Here is a 19,381-nt window from a genome sequence, read left to right on the forward strand (position 1 = left end):
CCCGACGTGGCCCTTTTCATATTCATTAAAAGAAGTTGGCCGCGGATAATTTTGCTTAGATCCAAGCCCCTTTACGCCACGTGGATCCGGGGGCCCGAAGAGACAACTGTGGAGAAGTTAACGATTTTTTTTTGCGCTGGATAAATGGATTAATGGAATAGGAGGAACGCTATGGTCATAGCGGAATCGAAACCCCTGGCGGAAATCCTGGATATGGTCAAGGATTTCAAAAAGATCGTGGTGGCTGGCTGTAAAGGCTGCGTGACCGTATGTTGTGCGGGTGGCGAAAAAGAGGTGGCCATTCTGGCCTCCGAGCTCAAGATCGCCCGCAAAGCCGCCGGGAATGAGTTGGAAGTGAAGGAATATACCTGTGAACGGCAATGCGATCCCGAATATATCGAGCCGCTGGACGACCTGGTGGACGGCGCTGACGCCATAGTCTCCATTGCCTGTAGCGTCGGGCCCCAGTATTGCGCCGCCCGCTACCCCTATCTCCGGGTTTTCCCGGGCCTCAACACTACCAGCATCGGCGGGGCTACGGAACACGGGGTCTGGAAGGAATTTTGCCAGGCCTGCGGTAGCTGTATCATCGGCAATTTTGGTGGGCTGTGCCCCATCACCCGCTGCGCCAAGCAGCTCTTGAATGGGCCCTGTGGAGGCTCTTCCGAGGGCATCTGCGAAGTCGGTAAGGGCTCCATCCCCTGCATCTGGCAACTGATTTACGATCGCCTGAAAAATCTCGGGGAGTTGCACAAACTCACCGAAGTGCAGCTCTATAAAAATTGGTCTACCAGCCGGGACGGCGGGTTACGCACCACGATACGGGAGGAATTGAAACAATGACCGCCGAATACTCCGCGGGAAGCAAACTGGAAAAAATCTTTAGGAGCGGCCAGAAGGCCGTGACCGGCGAATGCGGCCCGCCCCGGGGCTGCGACGTCGAGCATTTCAAGCACAAGGCGAATTTTCTGAAAGGTAACGTTGATGCCGTCAACGTCACCGACAACCAGACCGCGGTAGTGCGGTTCTGTTCCATGGCCGCCGCGAAAATCCTCCTGGAAATGGGCATGGAACCGGTGATGCAGATGGTCACCCGGGATATGAACCGCATCGGCCTCCAGAGCAATATTCTAGGCGCTGCGGCCTTGGGGATCAAGAACCTGCTGTGCCTGACCGGCGATCACCAGTCCTTCGGCGACCATCCCCAGGCCAAGAACGTTCACGACCTGGATTCCGTCATGCTGGCCCACACCGTCAAGAACATGCGGGATGAGGGCAAGATGATCAGTGGCACCGAACTCCAGGGCCGGCCCAAAATCTTCATCGGCGCCGCGGCCAACCCCTTTGCCGACCCCCAGGAATTCCGGGTGGTGCGCCTGGGCAAAAAGATCAATGCCGGGGTCCAGTTCGTCCAGACCCAGTGCATTTATAATATGGAGCGCTGGCGGAAGTTCATGGAAATGGCCAACGACATGGGCCTCACGGAAAAGTGCTTCATCATGGCCGGCATTACGCCGCTGAAATCCGTGGGTATGGCCAACTACATGAAAAAATTCGTGCCCGGCCTGGACGTGCCCGACTCCTTCATCACCCGGTTGAAGGGCGTGCCTAAGGACAAGGTGGCCGCAGAAGGCATCAAGATCGCGGTGGAGCAGATCCATGAGTGCCTGGCCATGAAAGGCGTATCAGGCATCCACCTCATGGCCATCGAATGGGAAGACCATGTGCCGGAGATCGTCGAAGCCGCCGGTCTCCTGCCGCGGCCGGTGATAGAAGCCGACTAAGGCAATATTTCCTGACAATACTCAAGCCCGGTCCAAAAGGATCGGGCTTTTTTTATGGGGGAAGGTTGAACGCTATCGCAGGATGCATTATAATGACCATAGTAATTTTACTATAATCAATTGTTTGAGGAAAACACTATGGACTCTCTAACGGTGTCGAAATTCAAAGCAACCTGCCTGGCGGTGGTGGAAGAGGTGGCCAAAACCAAGAAGCGGATAATCATTACCAAACGGGGCAAGCCCATCGCTGAATTGATTCCCTATGACACGGAAACGGAGCCGGTGCCCCTGAACGAGACGGTGGCCTTTATGGGGGATATCATCTCGCCGGTGGCTGCAGAGGATTGGGAATCTCTCAAATGAAATCAATCCTTCTGGATACCCATGTTTGGATTTGGCTGAGCATCGGCGATCTACATTCCCGCTCCGCTCAGGCCCAACAGGAATTAAGCGGCGGCAGTCGTTGGATTTCTGCCATTTCCTGTTGGGAGTTGGCTAAGTTGGTGGAGCGGCAACGTATCAGGTTCACCATTTCCACTCTGAGCTGGATCCGCCGTTCCTTAAACGAAAATGATATCCGCATCGTGGAGTTGACCCCCGAAATCGCGGTGGAAAGTACCAATCTGCAAGGATTTCACCGGGACCCCGCGGATCAGATCATCGTGGCCACCTCGCGGGTGTTGGGGATGCCGTTGGTGACTGCGGATCAGAGAATTATCCAGTTCGGCGACGTAGAAACCATCTGGTAGCGGGCAACCCAATCTCTTGAGTCCGGGGTCTCCCAGGGTAGCAGCGTATTAAGGCAATTCTTATTAGCAATATCCAAGCCCGGTCCGACAGGATCGGGCTTTTTTTATTTGAGCGGATGTTGTATGGTGGATTGATAGAAGGGGTGGGTTTGAAATCCGCCCCCTACCGCAATCCTGTTTTATCAAAAAGATATCCCTCAGGAGGTCAGAATATGGACCATTCCTCTTCCCGCGATAAGCCCGTCTCCATCCACTCCGATACTCTGGCCATGGTGGACAAGGCCCGGGCCGAAGGATTGGAGATCATCTGGGATCGGGCCGCGGCTCAGGAGCCCCAGTGCGGCTTTTGCGAGTTGGGGCTTTCCTGCCGCATCTGCGTTATGGGACCTTGCCGGATTGATCCCTTTGGCGACGGCCCTCAGCGGGGTATTTGCGGCGCCGACGCCCACATCATGGTGGCCCGCAACCTGGGCCGTATGGTGGCCGCGGGCGCAGCCTCCCACTCCGATCACGGCCGTGACCTGCTGGAAACACTCCTGGCCGTGGGTGAAGGCCGGGCGCCGGGGTTCGGCATCGCGGACGGGGACAAACTGAACCGCCTGGCCGCGGAGTTCGGGGTGGCGGCGGAGCTTGAACCCTTGGCCAAGGCCAAGGAGCTGGCCCTGGCCATGATGGAAGAATACGGCATCAAGAAGGGCTACCTCACCTTCACCCGGCGCCTGCCCGCGGTGCGCCTGGAAAAATGGCGCGCCCTGGGCATCGAGCCCCGGGGGGTGGATTGGGAAGTCACCGAAATGATGCACCGCACCCACATGGGCGTGGACAACGACGCGGTCAACCTCCTGGTCCAGGCACTTAGGGTGGCCCTGGCGGACGGCTGGGGCGGCTCCATGATTGCCACGGAGATTTCCGACGTCCTCTTCGGCACTCCCAAACCCACGGCCTCTCAGGTTAATTTAGGCGTGCTCAAAGGGGACCAGGTGAACCTCATCCTCCATGGCCACTCGCCTCTGGTTTCGGAAATGGTGGTCCGGGCCGCCCAGGACCCGAAACTGGTGGCCCGGGCAAAAGAATTGGGGGCGGGGGCCATCAACGTGGTGGGCTTGTGCTGCACCGGCAACGAGGTCCTCATGCGCCAAGGGATTCCCATGGTCGGCAACCACCTGGTGCAGGAACTCACCCTGATCACCGGCGCGGTGGAGGCCATGGTGGTGGACTACCAGTGCATCATGCCGTCTTTGGGGGACCTGGCCGCGTGCTACCACACCAAATTTTACACCACCGCGGCCAAGGCCAAGTTTCCCGGAGCCATTCACCTGCCGTTCTCCCCGGAAACCGGCGAGGAGTTGGGCCGCGAGTTGGTTTCCCAGGCGGTGGAGAACTTCGCCCGACGCCGGCCCGAGAGGGTGCTCATCCCCGGAACCCCCGTGTCCCAGGTAAGCGGCTTCTCGGTGGAGATCATCAAGGAAGCCTTAGGCGGCACCTGGGACCCCTTGCTGGACGCCATCAAAGCAGGCCAGATTAGGGGCGCGGTGGGCGTGGTGGGCTGCAACAATCCGAAGGTGGTACATGACTACGGCCATACCACCCTCACCCGGAAGCTCATCGAACATGACATTCTGGTGGTGGACACCGGCTGTGCCGCGGTGGCCCACGCCAAGGCGGGCTTCAAACAGCTTTCGGCCGCGGCCCTGGCCGGTCCGGGCCTGAAGGCGGTCTGCCAAGCCCTGGGTATCCCGCCGGTCCTCCACATGGGGTCGTGTGTGGACAACACCCGCATCATCAATCTGGCCGCGGAACTGGCCCAGGCCCTGGGTGTGGATCTGGATCAACTGCCCCTGGCCGCGGCGGCCCCCGAATGGTATTCCGAGAAGGCCGCCACCATCGCCTGCTATGCCGTGGCCAGCGGCGTCTACACCGTACTGGGGGTCATGCCCCCGGTCCTGGGCAGCAGCGCGGTCACCGACCTGTTATTGAACGGTCTGGAAGCCCATGTGGGGGCCACCTTCGCGGTAGAGACCGACCCGGCCAAGGCCGCAGACCTTATCATTGCGCATGTGGAAGGCAAGCGCCGGGGGTTGGGTTTGGAAGCGAGGTGAGGCTTTAATAATTGCAGGGTGTTCATGCAATACGCACCCTGCAATTATTTAAAAGCAAAACACTTGTTAAAGGACGAAAAGATGGACGACGAAATTAAAGTTCGTTTTGATGAACTCGACAAGCGATTGGTAAGTGCAGAAAAACGCTTTGATGATATTAAATGGTATTTCGGCGGTGTAACCGGTGTTTTCATGATCGTCTTCAGTTTGTTGACGGTCATATTGAGTTGGAACTACAAAGCTGAAAGAGATTCCTTAAGAGAATTTCAAAAAGATATCAAAGCCGAATTGGGCAAGGTTGAATCCCCGCCTGAACTAGAGATACTTGGCACGAATGGTTTACCTCTAGCTAATCAGGAAATAGAGGCTACTTTTGAAAAAGAGGAAGATGGTCATTTCGTAATGCAAATAAATCTAACTATCAGAAATATAGGCGATTCTTTAAGTGGGCCTTTATACACTAAGATATACTCTTCAAATCCAATTAATTTTTTGTTTAAAAGTACAGACGAACCAAAATTCCAGTATGAGTTTTATATTGACCCTAAAAATATGCCCTTAATTGAATTGCCAGGGCGATACTCTACTGAAATCACTTATAATTTAAGATTGAAACACAAGACAATCCCACCAAATGGGAAATACCCAGCAATGATCAAGATCTTTTTTGGCAAGGGAAAAATCTCTCGAGCTAATTTTACATTGGTTATTGCTCAGAAGTAGCGTCGATTCCCGGGCCTGGAGGCTCGCTAAGGGGAAAATTCGCGTGACCAATGAAACCGATAAGCTGGGCCCCAGAGACTTTGTCACCGGCTGCCTGGTAATCGTGATAGCCATCTTTGTGGTTCCCATACTGGTCCTTATCTTTAAGATAAGCGTTTATCTGGCCATATTCATTGGCATAGTAGTGGCCGTGCTTTTAGGCATTGCTTTATTGGGGAGGTTGATAAGACTTATCTTTTTCGGAAGCCGGGCGGATGATCAGAATCGAAACAATGGATAAAGGATGCCTAAGTTTCTACTGAAGGAAGCTTTCAACCAGGGTTAGGAATTTTTCGGCACGTTTCAAGTGTTCTTTGGCTGTCTCGATGGTAATACTAGAAACCGGTGAATAATCGCCTTCGTGTCGTGCTTCCAAGGCGTCCAGCAAATAGCGATGATATTCAGCGGAAATACGGCCGGGTTTGACCAGGTATTTGCCAAAGGCGGCGATTACTGCGGAATGTTTCGAGAAAGCCAGCCCTTCCCCCTCCAAAACGGCTTGGGTTAGATAAAACATGGCATAATAGGCTCTGGAGGCAGCAAACCCGGGGAAGCCGCCTTCAAGCAATAAGCGGGCTGCGGCTATGCTCTCCCTGGCGCGACCAAGGAGTTCTTCCTGGTCAGGTGTCATAGAGTTATTCCATCTTGCCGCACGTTGCGTAAGAAAGGGCCGTGACGATGAAAAAATCTTTCCTGGTCCATGAAGATACAGGCGATAACCACATCGTGTCTCAGGCTCAATGTCGATACCACTTCGCCGGTGCGTTCGATCTCCAACCCGGCGTCCACCGGTCCCTTCAACACTACCAGAAGGTCGATATCGGAGTCTGGTTCAGCATCCCCGCGGGCAGTGGAGCCATAGTGAACCAACTGGACCAACCGATCGCCGTAGAGCCCGCGCAGAGATTTCTGCAATGCTGACAATACCGTCTGGATTAACGGATTCATACCGTCTCTTTTTGATTGGTATAATCTCTTAGATGGAACAAATTAACAATTATAATAGAATGTTTCAAACCTTATTATCAAGACCGCGATTAATCAATCGCCCTTTCCCGATAAATTATTAAGCCTGTGGTCTTGGCCATTCAGGGTTTGAATTGGCGCCCGTCTACGGCCTCACCCCTGACTCACCCCTGCAAAAGTCATTGACAAAATGGGGTAAAAAAAGATATTTTTATAAAATTAGGTCCTAACTTTTCTTAGGAGGAAGAGAATGGCTGAGCCCCTTCAGGTAAGCGATGCTGATTTCGAACAGGAAATCCTGAAGTCCGATATGCCGGCTTTGGTGGATTTTTGGGCGGCTTGGTGCGGCCCCTGCCGGGCCATTGCTCCGGTGGTGGAAGAATTGGCCCGGGATTACCAAGGCAAGGTGAAAGTGGCCAAGATGAACGTGGATGAAAACGCAAAAACTCCGGCAAAATACGGCATCAGGGCCATCCCCACTTTGATCATCTTCAAAGGGGGACAGGTGGTGGAACAGATCACTGGCGCCGTCTCCCGTTCCATCATCGAAAACGCCTTAAAGAAAGCCCTCTAAGCCGTCGATCTGGCATGCCTGAGTGGGATAATGGGCAGATGATGACCACCAATCTCATTGAAAACTACCCGGGATTCCCCAAGGGAGTCACCGGCTTCGATCTCGAATTCCGCCGCCAAGAAGTCCTGGAACCGCGGGAGATGGCTCGGTTGCGGCCATTACCGTGGAAAACTACCTGGAAGAGCTGAAGCGAGGGTAACCTATGACCAAAAAAACTATCGCTCAAAACCTTTTAGCACTGGTCCTGGTGTTCGCCATCAGCGGTTGCGGTACCTTCAAGGGCTGGTTCTCTAAAAAGAAACCCGATGCGCCCCCGGACGTCTTGGCCGAGGAAGGTATTAAAAACTTAAAAAAGAAAAAGTACGATGATGCTATCGAGACCTTCGAAAAAGTGAGGGACCGGTACCCTTACAGTGAGCAGGCCACTATGGCCCAGCTCAAGGTCGCCGACGCCTATTTCTTCAAAAAAAAGTATGACGAAGCCATGCAGGCTTACAAGGAATACGAAAAACTTCACCCCACCAGTAAGGCCGTGCCTTACTGCATTTACCGGGAAGGTCAGTGCTGCTATCGCCAGCGCTCGACTATAGATCGGGACCAGACCTATACCCAAAGGGCCATTGACGAGTTCAAGCGGTTAAAACAAAAGTTCCCCGATTCCGAATATGTGTCCAAGGCAGATACCTATCTGGCCCGCTGCCGCAAAGACCTGGCGGACCATGAGTTCTATGTGGCTGAGTATTATCATAAGACGAAGCGCCACCAGGCCGCCCTCGACCGCTATCAAACCCTGATTCAGGATTATCCCGACCACCCCAAGGTTCCCCAAGCCAAGCAAAGTATCGAGGAATGTCAAAAGAACCTTGCCAAGACAGACAAGCCCAACGGCATCCTCTCCAAGGTTGGCAGCATTTTTGACGCCAAGTGGTAACGACTCCCCGGGGTCGGCTCAGTGCCGGCCCCCCTGCTTTAGCTTTGAGCCTTTCTCACTTGTCATCTCAGCCACAAGCCTAGCCACCCCCTCGACAATCTCGCCCACGTCATGCCAGGGTCACCTGTTTATAAGCAGATTTTGTAACTGCCAGGCGTTTTGGGCTGCAAAGCCGGCTTCGTCGTTATCGAAGTAGCAAAAGACCTCTCGACCCTGTCGGCTCCAGGCAGCAATGGCTCCGGCCCATTCTTCCAGGGTCTGGGCGAGGTACCGGCCCTGATAGGGGCCTTTGGGGCCATGAAGCCGGATATAGACAAAATCTGCCGTGACTTCTAAGGGGGAGAGATATCCGCCAAGGTCATAGATACAGAACGCCACATTATACTGCATCAGCAGGTCTAATGTCTGGTCATTGATCCAGCTCTGATCCCGCAACTCAAGAGTATAGCGCCAGGTCTCGGGCAGCGCCGTAAGAAACGCGGCCAGCCGCTCTCTATTAAAGTGCCAGCCCGGGGGCAACTGGAAGAGGATGGGACCCAACTTGTCCTTGAGGAGCGGCACCCTTTCCAGAAATGGCGCCAGGGACCGCTCCGGGTCCTTCAGTTTCTTCATGTGGGTGATGAAGCGGCTGCCTTTGACGGAAAAAATGAAGCCCGGGGGTACACCGTCCCGCCAGGTCGACAGAGCTCGTTCCGTGGGCAGTTGGTAGAAAGAATTATTGATTTCTACGGTATGGAAATGGCGGGCGTAGAATGCCAGGAACCCTTCCGAGCCCAGGGTTTCAGGATAAAAAGGCCCCCGCCAATGTCTGTAGTGCCATCCCGAGGTGCCGATATGGATAAGTCCAGCGGTCTTCATCGCGGCAAGGACGAAAATGCGCTCAAACAGATAATTGGGTAGCTAGTCACTATCCTTGAATACCCCCTTCTCTCTGCAAGGTTTTTTCAGATAGATAGTTACCATTTCTCGCAGGTGGCATGTCCATGCGGCCACAATCTTCACTAATCGAGCCATTATCAGGGGTATTGGTATTGGTTCAAAAGCTCGGCTGTAATGAAGTAATTGGTTCTGGGAGTTTGGTATGCCAAATGGTTTTGGAAAATTATTTTTTCGACGAAATTTATGCTATCATGCATCTCGCTTTCAAAGGAGAAAAATTCTTGTGTAAAACTCTGAACCAGAGTTCCCATTTTATTGAACGCGTTGGCCTTGGCTGACTCATATTCTCGGCAAATAAAAAGTTAGTTTCCTTGGTTAATTTCTTATATCGGTAGGTATTTGCCTCATTATCAACCTATTATAATACGTATAGCTATTTGAATATATGCAAAATACAAATAAATATCTAAATAGAGAGATTATCACTTTTGCTTGGTTAAACAGTTATGCTATTTTATATGTGTTTTTGATTAAAAATATACTGAGCGGGAGTGAAAACCCCAGTGTATTTTATGTATTATTCGCCAAATATGAGATTTTAATTTTCATTTTAATTTATATTATGCTCGCTCTTGTCTATTTAGCAATAAATAAAATCAACTTTATGGCTTCGGTTCATAAAAAGCATAGTGTATTAACCTTAACAACAAAAGTTAATTTTTGTTTACCTGTTGCTACGTTTATAATTACGTTTATCGGGACCTTTATTGTTTTTCACAATTACCCATTAGCCATGGATGAATATGCCCCTCAGTTTCAGGCGGCGATATTTGCAGCTGGAAGACTAAAAGCTGTGGTGGCACAGCCCTGGCGGGAATTTGCTACCTCATTACAACCTATCTTTACGGTCTATGACAACAGTTCGCATAGTTGGCATCAAGCCTATTTGCCGGTTTATGCGGCCATTAGAGCTCTTTTCTTGAAATTGGGTTTTGCTTCAGTCACAAACCCATTTCTGGCCGCGTTAAGCGTGATCTTTATCGGACTGGCAGCCAGAAATATCTGGCCTCGCGAGAAAAATGCACCGCTCTTGGCCATGCTCCTGTTGATGTCTTCCTCACAATTTTTGATAACTTCCATGACTGGATATTCAATGCCGGCCCATCTTCTCCTTAATATTGTCTGGATCTATTGCTATACTCACAAGCAGGAATTTTTAGGGTTTCTTTTGCCGATTATCGGCGTTATTGCTTTGGGGGTCCATAACCCGTTTGTCCACGCCTTGTTTGTGGCGCCATTTTTATTACGCATTTTAAGGGAACGGACCTGGAAATTTTCCCTTTATGTTGGCGTGATTTATGGACTGGGAGTTTTATTTTGGTTCTATTATTGGAAAGTTATCTGTCCCATTCCAAGTCTCGGCTCAACTAATAATCATGTCAGGATATTTGGTCCTCCAGGATTAATCCAATTATTAATAATTCAACCCATTAATTTATTTTTGATAATATCATGGCAATCGCTGGCCATCACTATTTTGGCTTTTTTGGTCATCAGGAAATGGCGGCAGATAGGTTCTCTTCAACATGATTTGTTCTGGGGATGCGCTCTGACGTTTGGGTTTTATTTCTTTTTTGCTTCCGACCAGGGACATGGCTGGGGATACCGTTATATATATGGAGTGCTGGGCAATCTCATCTTACTGGCAGCGGCTGGCTGGTATGAGTTGCGGGAAACCATCGGCGTTGAAAAGGCCGTTAATTTTATGGTAGTTACCCTGGCATTGGGCCTATTCATCCAGTTTCCCATCCGATGCGTCCAGGCCGAAGCCTTTGTCCGTCCTTTTGCTGCCGGCATGCATTACCTAAAGAGCCGGCCTGAACCTTTTATTCTCATAGATAAAAAGGAAATCTGGTACTCGCAGGATTTTGTCAGGAACGACCCCTTTCTCTGCAATCGGCCCAAGTTTTTTTCCAGTAACAAATTGTCCGAGCACCAGTTGGAACGACTGAAGAAGATGGGAAAGTTGTATAAAGTTGAATCGGAAGAATTGGCGAGGTTTGGCTTGGTGAGAGGTGGGCTTTCTGGAACCGAAAAAGAGCAGGAAAAGGGAGCAGCAGCACCTTGAGGCAAGGCTTACGGAGCCATCAGCCACTCTCTGACCGAGGTAGTCAAGGGAAATATCGGACTCCAGCCCCTCCAGAGAATACAACCCTGCAGCTGGGCAGAAATAATTATCTAAATTGGGATTTTATTTAGTCTCTGACCTATAATTTAATTTGAAGCGGATTTTTTCTGAAAGGATGCTGGAATGTATAAGAATGATATCTCCAAATACTCGAAGAATTATCGAATTGCCATTTTGATCCCCTGCTATAACGAGTCAGCTACAATTGCCACGGTTATCTCTGACTTCCGTAATATCCTATCTGATGCCGATATCTATGTTTGTGATAACAATTCAAATGATGGCACAGCGCAAATAGCCGAGGCAGCTGGCGCCATTGTCATGTATGAGTCAAGAAAGGGGAAAGGATACGCGGTAAGACGCCTCTTGCATGAAGTTGATGCCGATTTATTTATATTGGTTGATGGTGATTCTACATATTATGCCAATGAATTACCAAAGCTTATTTCGGAAATTATTTTAAAAAAAGCCTTTATGGTTGTTGGGGTTAGAAGGCCTATTGATCCAAAGGGATCCTTTCGCCCTTTACACCAATTAGGCAATAAATTAATAACTAAAATTATCAATCTATTATTTAATACGAATCTTACTGATGTATTGAGTGGTTATAGGGTTTTGTCCAGAAATTATGCTAAGGTGGTGCCATTTTTAAGTAGGGGCTTTGAAATTGAGACTGAGATGACTTTACATGCGCTTGAGTTTGATTTGCAAATAAGTGAAATACCTGTTTCATACGGTAGTAGGCCCCAGCAGAGTATATCTAAGTTAAGTACCTACCGCGATGGACTTCTGATATTCAAGACTATTTTTAGTATTTTTAGAGACTGTAGGCCGATGTTGTTTTTTGGAACAGCATCGTTGATGCTGATATTTGCAGGTTTACTATTAGGCATTCCAGTAATTATGGACTTTTATAAGACTGGAATGGTTGGCAGGTTCCCAACCGCTATTTTGGCAGCTAGTTTAGAACTTTTGGCCTTTCAAATGATAGGAGTTGGGTTGGTATTAGAGACTATGGCCCGACAACGGCGCTTTTTTCAACAATTTTGGTTGAAACATTTTGGAACAGACTCGCCTTCTCATATTGAATCATAAAGCAATAACTTGGAAGACATACAATGAAAGGGAGCATCGTATTTTTTGTTAGGCTAGAGAATCACCAACTTAACAGTCTTATAAAAAGAGGAAACTAACGTTGGAGGGAAGCTTGAGCCCAAAGCCGAAAATCGGCATAATCACCAGCTTCATGCCTCCACATCTTGGAGGTTTAGAAGTTTTAGCGGAAAACCTCTTTCACGCATATCGAGAGGCGGGCTGCGAGGTACGTTGGGTGGCCAGTCGGGAGCCAGCCACTACCCCGAGCTTCAATGACGGGCGCATCCGTGTCTCATGCTGCAATTGGTCCGAACGCTGGCTTGGCGTACCCTGGCCTGTATGGGGGCCTCAAGGGTGGCGTCAAATATCTCAAGTCGTTCATTGGGCCGATATCCTCCATATCCATGACTGTCTTTATATGGGCAATATAATAGCAGCAGTACTGGCAAGGAAAGCGCATAAGCCGTGTATCCTATCTCAGCATATTGGCTTTATCACTTACCGTTCAAGAATACTTAACGCCATCGAGAACCTGGCTTACCGGACCGTTGGGCGAGCAGTGATCCGTTTAGTCTCGCACGTAATCTTTTGTACTCCACCGGTTGAAGAGTTCATCAGGGAATTTTTAGGAATCTCACCCAACAACGCCACTATAATCCCTTATGGGATAGACATCGAGCGGTATCATCCGCCTACTTCTGAGGAACGGGCTTTGGCTCGCCAGAGTTTGGGTTTACAGAACGGGCCTAAGGTAGTATTGTTTGTTGGCCGTTTGGTAGAAAAGAAGGGGGTCGACTTATTTCTGGAAGTAGTTCGTGGGAGGCCTGACCTGCACTTTCTCATGGTGGGCGATGGACCGCTTCGTCCTCCGGTCCTAGAAAATCTCACCTGGTTCCCCTATATCTTCCAGGATCGCATGCAGTTGGTTTACCAGGCCGCGGATGTATTCTTATTGCCTTCGCATGGCGAAGGATTCCCGGTGGCCGTTCATGAGGCATTGGCTACCGGATTGCCAGTTTTGGTTTCAAAAGGAGAGCCTTTCACCGCGATCCTCGCACAAGGGAAAGCTGGTCTTCCGGTGGAGCGACTGGCAGCATCGTTCTCTGAAGCATTAACTCAGGTATTTGAGATACCCGGATTAGCCGTTTCTCTCGGCAAAAACGGCAGAGAGCTGGTGGCACAAAAGTGGAGCACCCAGTTAATGGGAAATAGATATCTCCGGGTAATTGGAAGTTTAACAAGAAAAGAATAAATGAATAATGTTAATTGAAAATATTTTAATATTTATACTCATTGCCAAAAGTTTTTTCTTATTAACCCCTCACCCTACCCTCTCCCACAAGGGGAGAGGAGAATTAGAGGAAAAAACTTTTGGCAAACGTTATAATTTTCCAAAAGATAATCCTTATGAATATTCATAAATTCGCAACGTCCATAGATCACTATTTCCAAGTTTCTGCCTATGACTTATGTACGCAAGATAAAATTCCGATTCTTAAGAGAATGATAGGACCTAAATGCGATGGCCCGATACTTGATATTGGTATCGGTACGGGTTATTTAACTTACCGTGTCTTCGGTGATCGGCGTATAGTCTGTTTGGACTTGCATGAGCCCAACTTGCGCAATTTGCGGGAGAAGATTGCCCGTCTTTCTCCCAGCATCTACCCGATGTGTGTAGTGGCAAGAGCTACTCACCTGCCTTTCAAATCAGCCGTTTTCAGAAACATTCTTTGCAGTGAAGTGCTCGAGCACCTGGAGGATGATCAGGCGGCTGTAAATGAAATTGGGCGCGTGCTTGCTCCGTCTGGGCGAGCAGTCGTCAGTGTGCCATACAGCGGGTTGGGGTTTGCAAGTTTTTTGGAGGTGCTGAGAATAAAAACTGTCCACGATTTTCCGGGACCGGAGCGCCATTTCAGGTCGGGCTACGATGAGAATTCATTGCGGAAAGTTTTTAATAAAAATGGATTAATAATAAAACAGTCAGCATATTATTTGCGCTTTTTTACTCGACTTGTTACCGATATTATTAGCATTATTAATATATTGTACCAACGCCTCAAATACCATAGAAAGTCATGGACCTGGTCAGAGATTGCAGAGCTAGAGGGGGGCATGGCCTTCTCGGCCTATGTGGCCATTTTCAGAATTCTATGGGGCTTTTCAAGGCTTGACTACCTTTTGCAGCGGTTCCGGGGTTTTGGAATAATCGTAGCAGTTGCCCATACGGATAATTAATGAGCTCCGGGGGCTTCATCACCGACCATGTTTCCTTCTAAAGATAGGGCACCAGGGCTTCCTGTAACTGGCTTCTCCTTTCCCGGCCTGAAGAGATTCCTGGCTAAATTGTGGCCGCTCCTCCTGGCCCTGGCCATTCTGGCGTATTTATTCGCCCGCATCCCCCGGGCAGCTTTATGGGACGCCCTGGCGACCGGTCCGTGGCTCTGGTTGGGAGCCTATAGCGTATTTGTGGTGCTCCTTGCCCTCCTGGCTGACGTCTACGCTATGGATATGGCTCTGACCGTCACAGGTCTTAATCTACGGTTTTCCCAAATCTTTCTGGTGCGCGGGGCCACCTATCTCTTGGGCTTACTCAATTACTCTCTGGGACAGGGGGCCTTCGGTGTTTACCTACAACGTTCCGGAGTGCCAACGGTACGGGCCGCCGGAATTATGCTGTTTTTGCTCATCGTAAACTCCGGTATGTTTCTGTTAATGTCTTGCCTGGGTGTGTTGGCCGGCGCTTTTTTCGGGGGGAGCTTTTCAAGGTTCGCTTCTCTGGCCTTTGGGTTGACTGGCTGCCTCCTGGCTTACCTGAGCGTGGTCTCGCTGCGTCCCAGATTTTTGCAGAGTTGGCGACTGATTGCACCTCTCTTGGAAGCCGGCTTAGGCGGCCACTTGCGGGCGGCAGCAGGAAGAATGCCGCATGTCTTGGTCCTGATTCTCACCTTTTGGGGAGCGCTTCAACTTTGGGGTATTCCAATCCCTTTGCTGAAGGGGATAATCCTGATCCCGGTAATCCTTTTCCTCAGTGCTCTACCGATCACCCCTGCAGGCCTGGGAACTTTCCAGGGAAGCATGGTCTTGTTAATCAGTCCTTACGTGCCGCTGGCCAACCCCGAAGCCCGAGCCGCCACAGTGCTGGCCTTTAGCCTGGTCTATCATTTTTTGGGAATCATCATTCAGGCCATCCTGGGTCTCTGGTGTTTTCAGAAAATCGGCCGTCTTGATTCTTTTCGATCATGCCTATAGTCGTGTTGGGCTGATTTCAAAATGGTTTTACTGCATTCTCCAGCCTCATACTAAGTTGCGCTCATAGAAGTAAGAAAAGCTCACGGTCTGTAGTGGAGTACCCGAGTGTGCGCCCAACCTGAGGGCGGACACATAGGTCCGCCCCTACAAAAATTAAATTACCTGTTTGATCGCAGATTGGTATCAGCCGTTCAATAGCGGAAGACGGCGGCGAGCAGCGTCTCATCCGGCACCTCGGAGGGCTCCACGGCGTAAACCGCGCCGCCGTTCAGCAAGGTTTGGGTGGCGGCCAAGTCCAGGAGATCGAAGCTACCGGGCTGGGGCGCCTCATGGAGGTTCACCTGGTTGGCGCCCGGATCGTAGTCGCCCCATTGCTGGCGAGCCACCGCCACAAACAGGCACTCCACCCGGCCATGATACGCCGCGGGCACGATCTCCCCGGGGTCATAGGAGGTTCTGCCAGTGCCGGCCAGTTGCCGATAGCGAGCCGCGGCCTCTTCTTGCTCCCGTTTGAAGTAAGGCTCCACCTGGGCCCAGGCCTGCCGGTGCAGATCCTCGGGGTTCACCCCTTCAGGGTTGCCGGGAATCCCGCCGTTCAGCAGGTGCGGGTAGGTGTTCACTTCCTTGTAAATCGGCAGGAGATACTCGACCCCGGCCAGAACCAGGGGAGACTGGGCCTCCCGCAACAAGTCCCGCAGTCCCTGGTCAATCTGGCGGAAATACCGCTGGATTCTGTCCTTGGCATCGTCCGCGCTCTGGCCGTGAAACATGGCGGCCCGCTCGCCTCTGGCGCCGCCTGTGCCGATGCCAGTGCGAAATTGAAGTTGCTTGATCAGTTCATCGTATTTCAGGGCGTCCGCCAGACTCTTGGGTACGCCCTCCGGGTCGTCGATGGCGCTGAGGCCAAAGGGGGACCCCTCAAAAAGCTTGACCGCATTCTGGCTCAGGGCCAAAACAAAGAACTCTTTGCCCCCCAGAAAACCCAAAAGGGGTTTTACGTGGAAACGATGCGCCACCACCACCAGGGACTCGAAGCTGGTGGGCAACTGGTACTGGCGAAATATGCCGGGAGAGATGAACAAGGCCAGCCCGTCACGTTTGTCTTTCCAGAAAGGGATAGCCCCCAAGAGCCGGGTGGCCGGTTCCAGGAGCGCCTCCGCCTCAGCCAGGCGCAGGCCGTAAGCCTGGAGGGATTCTTGGGCCTGGCGCAACAAATTTTTCAGCCGGGTGCGGTCTTGTTGATTTTCCGTGGGAATCCGGTGGGTAGGCATATAGACGGACACACACGGCACCTGGGACGATTCTACCAGGGTCCTCAGCTCCTCTCGGGTAAATATTCTCATATCCGCCTCCTCTGATCATCTGATGGGATTGTTGGAAGACCCGGGTGGCAGCGGAGACGTTGAGGCAATCTGCGTGGGCCCCCGATGCCTCAACTCCCTCAACCCCTTATCGCAGGGTGGAGGGAGTCGGCGGCACCAAGCCAGGGGGCATCTGGCATCGGCTTACCCTTTAGCGAGCCGCACAGCCTCCCGCACCATTTGATTGGTATAACCCCACTCGTTGTCGTACCAGCTAAAAATTTTGACCAGGTCGCCGTCCACCACCTGGGTCATGCTGGGGTCAAAAATGGAGGCATGGGGATTCATGATGATATCGGACGACACGATGGGGTCTTTGGCATACTCTAAAATCCCCTTATAGCGCCCCTCGGACTCTTCCAGAAAAATCTTGTTGATTTCCTCCACCGTGGTGGTTCGCTCGGTCACGAACACCAGGTCAGCCAAAGAACCGCACGGCACAGGGCAGCGTACCGAGACCCCGTCGAATTTCCCTTTATACTGGGGCAGCGTATTGGTGGTGGCCACCGCCGCGCCTGTGGAGGTGGGCACCAGGTTAGCTGCGCCGGCCCGGCCGCGCCGCCATTTCTTGTTGGGGCCGTCCACCATGGCTTGGGAGGAAGTGTAGGCGTGGATGGTGGTCATGACCGCTTTCTTGATGCCGATCCGCCGTCCCATGACCTCGACCACCGGGGTGATACAGTTGGTGGTGCAGGACGCGCAGGAAATCATGCGGTCATCGATCCCCGGCTTCGTTACTCCATGGACGATGCAGCAGACTTCCGGTCCCTTGGGTGGCGCCGACAGCATCGCATATTTGGCCCCTGCGGCAATATGTTTGCTCAGCCCCTCCGCCTGGGTGAACAGCCCGGTGCACTCCAAGGCGATCTCCACCCCCAGGTCTTTCCAGGGCAGTTGAGCCGGGTCCTTGACACTCAAGAATTTTATGGACTTGCCAGCAACTTCCACGTTGTCGCCACTGGCAGCCACCCGATGCTTATATACTCCATACACTGTGTCATAATTCAGCAAGTAGACCAGGTTACCCAGCTCCATCAGATCGTTGACCGCCACCAGCTCCAAATCCGGGTTGTCCATAATTACCTTGAAAGCTGCCCGGCCAATCCGTCCCATACCGTTAATCGCCACCTTGGTCATAACCAACCTCCTCAACAAAGTTCATGTCATGCCCATTATAGTCTCATGTCCTGATTATACGCAAATGAGCTTTTTAATTATTTTTATTCTTCTGGCGCCGTGATGGTCAGCACGGGGCAGGGCGCATGCCGCACCACCTTTTCGGCCACGGAGCCGAAGACCAGCCGCCGCCAGCCCGTCTCGCCGTGCGAGGCGATGACGATGAGGTCCACGTGCTCTGCCGCGGCGATCCGGAGGATTTCCGGTGCGGGGTCTCCCGTGGTCACAACATCCCGGGTGCGCACTTCCGGCGATACCTGGTGCGACACCAGCTCCTTGAGCATCTTCTCCGCATATATGGCCAGCTCTTGCTGATACAAGGGCACGTCGAAACTGGTGGCCACCGGCGGGTCGGCGTAGGCGTGGGGGCCAGGCAACTCCGGAACGGCATGGGCTACGAGCAATTCCGCCGAGAAATGCCGGGCCAGTTCCTCGGCGCGTTTTAAGGCAACCAGGGCAGGTTCACTAAAATCGGTGGGACAAAGAATGCGCTTAAAGGGCAACATGAACACTTATTTTCCTCCTCCCGTGGGCTGTTTAATCAATTTAACCACCCCAAAAGAGAGTTGCAAGGCCGCATTTTCCATAATATTTGGGCAAATCCTTGGGCAGAGCGCGGGAGGCTCGCGGGGTTGTGCCGGGGTTGGGTCGAGGTGATCCCGGGCGCAAGCGCCGGGTTTGCGTGGGTAAGTCATGGTATATCCGCAGTAAATCTGGGTTAAGGCGAGGGCGTGCCGGGACAGGGGCAGGGGGCTTGGGGCACAAGGTAGTTGGTCGTTTACCCCTCCCCCTAACCCCCTCCCACAAGGGGAGGGGGAATAAGGAAGCCTCAAGGGGAGAGGAGAATAGGAGAGAGGGGAATGAAGGAGGGATGCTGGGGCGAACACGCTAATATCTGCCATCCAGGGTGTGGCGGAGTCTGGTGCGCAGGGCCAGGAGTTTGAGGGACTCCTGAAGGCAGCCCAAGGAGATGTGGAGGGACTGGGAGTCTTCGGACTTGCGGAAGAGGCGGTCCAGGCGGACCCGGAGGAGGTCCAGTTCGTCCAGGTCGGCGGTGAGCTTGGCCTGGTGGTTCTGGTGGTGCTGGGTCTCGAGGGCTCGGCGGAGATGCTTGGTGTGGCGGGAGAGCGCCGAAGGGGAGAGGCCGTACATGGCCGCCAGGGGGCGCAGAGACATGCCACTTATCAAGGCGTGGTCGATCTCTTCCTGAGATGGGTGGTGGCAGACGGAACAGAGGCCGGACCGGGGGGTAAGGTTCTTAGAATTTTTTATGGGCATGTGGGACACTCCTCAAGGTTTTAGAGATTGATGGTACCGTGCTAGCGGGACGCCGGTGCCACCTGGTCAGAAATTTACCCTGGGGAGGGGACGGGGGCCAGAATGGATGAAGCAGTTGGCAGAGAAATCCCCCCTAACCCCCCTTTGGCAAAGGGGGGGATAATACCAAGTTGCGTCCATAGAAGTAAAAATAGCTTCGGTTTTGTAGGATCGTACCTGCATGTTCGGCCACCATGAGGGCGGACACATAGGTCCGCCCCTACAAAAACAAAATTACCTGTATGAGC

Annotated in this window: 22 protein-coding genes; 15 read left to right on the plus strand and 7 right to left on the minus strand. The window is 52.0% G+C overall.

Features of this window, described 5'->3' with window-relative positions; all coding sequences use genetic code 11:
* Positions 1-171: 171 nt before the first annotated feature.
* From WC600_16340 to WC600_16370, 7 genes are all read left to right on the plus strand, one after another.
* A complete protein-coding gene (locus tag WC600_16340) occupies positions 172-843 on the plus strand; it encodes a methylenetetrahydrofolate reductase C-terminal domain-containing protein (GenBank protein ID MFA4904304.1) in 672 nt (223 codons plus the stop codon).
* On the plus strand, positions 840-1,784 hold the full coding sequence (locus tag WC600_16345; GenBank protein ID MFA4904305.1) for a methylenetetrahydrofolate reductase: 945 nt from the start codon (positions 840-842) through the stop codon (positions 1,782-1,784). Before WC600_16340 ends, WC600_16345 begins: the two co-directional genes overlap by 4 nt.
* Before the next feature lie 138 nt (positions 1,785-1,922).
* Positions 1,923-2,147, plus strand: coding sequence for a type II toxin-antitoxin system Phd/YefM family antitoxin (locus WC600_16350; GenBank protein MFA4904306.1), 225 nt, complete (start codon positions 1,923-1,925; stop codon positions 2,145-2,147).
* Complete coding sequence (locus WC600_16355) at positions 2,144-2,533, plus strand: type II toxin-antitoxin system VapC family toxin (GenBank protein MFA4904307.1); 390 nt, start codon at positions 2,144-2,146, stop codon at positions 2,531-2,533. Before WC600_16350 ends, WC600_16355 begins: the two co-directional genes overlap by 4 nt.
* A gap of 212 nt (positions 2,534-2,745) precedes the next feature.
* Entirely contained in the window at positions 2,746-4,632 is a 1,887-nt protein-coding gene (gene cooS / locus WC600_16360; GenBank protein MFA4904308.1) for an anaerobic carbon-monoxide dehydrogenase catalytic subunit, read from the plus strand.
* A gap of 81 nt (positions 4,633-4,713) precedes the next feature.
* On the plus strand, positions 4,714-5,355 hold the full coding sequence (locus WC600_16365) for a hypothetical protein (GenBank protein ID MFA4904309.1): 642 nt from the start codon (positions 4,714-4,716) through the stop codon (positions 5,353-5,355).
* A gap of 43 nt (positions 5,356-5,398) precedes the next feature.
* Positions 5,399-5,635 carry a hypothetical protein gene (locus WC600_16370; protein MFA4904310.1) on the plus strand — a complete coding sequence of 79 codons (237 nt, stop codon included), beginning with the start codon at positions 5,399-5,401 and terminating at the stop codon, positions 5,633-5,635.
* A 15-nt stretch (positions 5,636-5,650) separates the two neighbouring features.
* Here the strand turns inward: WC600_16370 and WC600_16375 are convergent, their stop codons facing one another.
* Both WC600_16375 and WC600_16380 read right to left on the minus strand, forming a co-directional pair.
* Entirely contained in the window at positions 5,651-6,025 is a 375-nt protein-coding gene (locus tag WC600_16375; GenBank protein MFA4904311.1) for a HEPN domain-containing protein, read from the minus strand.
* Positions 6,022-6,342, minus strand: coding sequence for a nucleotidyltransferase domain-containing protein (locus WC600_16380; protein MFA4904312.1), 321 nt, complete (start codon positions 6,340-6,342; stop codon positions 6,022-6,024). The genes WC600_16375 and WC600_16380 overlap by 4 nt, the downstream gene beginning before the upstream one ends.
* A 268-nt stretch (positions 6,343-6,610) precedes the next feature.
* Here WC600_16380 and trxA point away from each other — a divergent pair, with 268 nt between their 5' ends.
* From trxA to WC600_16395, 3 genes are read left to right on the plus strand one after another with little or no spacing between them, the layout of a single operon-like run.
* Positions 6,611-6,934, plus strand: a complete 324-nt coding sequence (gene trxA / locus WC600_16385; GenBank protein ID MFA4904313.1) for a thioredoxin — start codon at positions 6,611-6,613, stop codon at positions 6,932-6,934.
* A 38-nt stretch (positions 6,935-6,972) separates the two neighbouring features.
* Positions 6,973-7,122 (plus strand): hypothetical protein, encoded by a 150-nt coding sequence (locus WC600_16390; protein ID MFA4904314.1) that lies wholly within the window; start codon positions 6,973-6,975, stop codon positions 7,120-7,122.
* 14 nt (positions 7,123-7,136) lie between these two features.
* A complete protein-coding gene (locus tag WC600_16395; protein ID MFA4904315.1) occupies positions 7,137-7,865 on the plus strand; it encodes an outer membrane protein assembly factor BamD in 729 nt (242 codons plus the stop codon).
* A 120-nt stretch (positions 7,866-7,985) separates the two neighbouring features.
* Here WC600_16395 and WC600_16400 read toward each other — a convergent pair whose 3' ends face one another.
* Positions 7,986-8,723 (minus strand): DUF72 domain-containing protein, encoded by a 738-nt coding sequence (locus WC600_16400; GenBank protein MFA4904316.1) that lies wholly within the window; start codon positions 8,721-8,723, stop codon positions 7,986-7,988.
* Between the two features lie 466 nt (positions 8,724-9,189).
* Here WC600_16400 and WC600_16405 point away from each other — a divergent pair, with 466 nt between their 5' ends.
* The 5 genes from WC600_16405 (at position 9,190) to WC600_16425 (ending at position 15,279) form a co-directional block, all read left to right on the plus strand.
* Complete coding sequence (locus WC600_16405; GenBank protein ID MFA4904317.1) at positions 9,190-10,872, plus strand: hypothetical protein; 1,683 nt, start codon at positions 9,190-9,192, stop codon at positions 10,870-10,872.
* A 183-nt stretch (positions 10,873-11,055) separates the two neighbouring features.
* Positions 11,056-12,027: a glycosyltransferase family 2 protein gene (locus tag WC600_16410; GenBank protein ID MFA4904318.1), complete on the plus strand. Its 972-nt coding sequence runs from the start codon at positions 11,056-11,058 to the stop codon at positions 12,025-12,027.
* Between the two features lie 112 nt (positions 12,028-12,139).
* Positions 12,140-13,279, plus strand: a complete 1,140-nt coding sequence (locus WC600_16415; protein ID MFA4904319.1) for a glycosyltransferase family 4 protein — start codon at positions 12,140-12,142, stop codon at positions 13,277-13,279.
* Between the two features lie 155 nt (positions 13,280-13,434).
* Entirely contained in the window at positions 13,435-14,265 is an 831-nt protein-coding gene (locus WC600_16420; GenBank protein ID MFA4904320.1) for a class I SAM-dependent methyltransferase, read from the plus strand.
* Between the two features lie 27 nt (positions 14,266-14,292).
* Positions 14,293-15,279, plus strand: coding sequence for a lysylphosphatidylglycerol synthase domain-containing protein (locus WC600_16425; protein ID MFA4904321.1), 987 nt, complete (start codon positions 14,293-14,295; stop codon positions 15,277-15,279).
* A gap of 191 nt (positions 15,280-15,470) precedes the next feature.
* Here the strand turns inward: WC600_16425 and WC600_16430 are convergent, their stop codons facing one another.
* The 4 genes from WC600_16430 to WC600_16445 all read right to left on the minus strand — a co-directional run bounded on the left by WC600_16430 (position 15,471) and on the right by WC600_16445 (position 19,094).
* Complete coding sequence (locus WC600_16430) at positions 15,471-16,622, minus strand: hypothetical protein (protein MFA4904322.1); 1,152 nt, start codon at positions 16,620-16,622, stop codon at positions 15,471-15,473.
* Between the two features lie 162 nt (positions 16,623-16,784).
* Positions 16,785-17,777, minus strand: a complete 993-nt coding sequence (gap, locus tag WC600_16435; protein ID MFA4904323.1) for a type I glyceraldehyde-3-phosphate dehydrogenase — start codon at positions 17,775-17,777, stop codon at positions 16,785-16,787.
* Between the two features lie 83 nt (positions 17,778-17,860).
* Positions 17,861-18,322: a universal stress protein gene (locus WC600_16440; GenBank protein ID MFA4904324.1), complete on the minus strand. Its 462-nt coding sequence runs from the start codon at positions 18,320-18,322 to the stop codon at positions 17,861-17,863.
* Between the two features lie 382 nt (positions 18,323-18,704).
* The gene (locus tag WC600_16445; GenBank protein MFA4904325.1) at positions 18,705-19,094 is read right to left on the minus strand and encodes a hypothetical protein; all 390 of its coding nucleotides are present in this window, start codon (positions 19,092-19,094) and stop codon (positions 18,705-18,707) included.
* Between the last annotated feature and the right edge of the window lie 287 nt (positions 19,095-19,381).

This window comes from Desulfobaccales bacterium (genome assembly GCA_041648175.1).
GTDB lineage: Bacteria > Desulfobacterota > Desulfobaccia > Desulfobaccales > 0-14-0-80-60-11 > 0-14-0-80-60-11.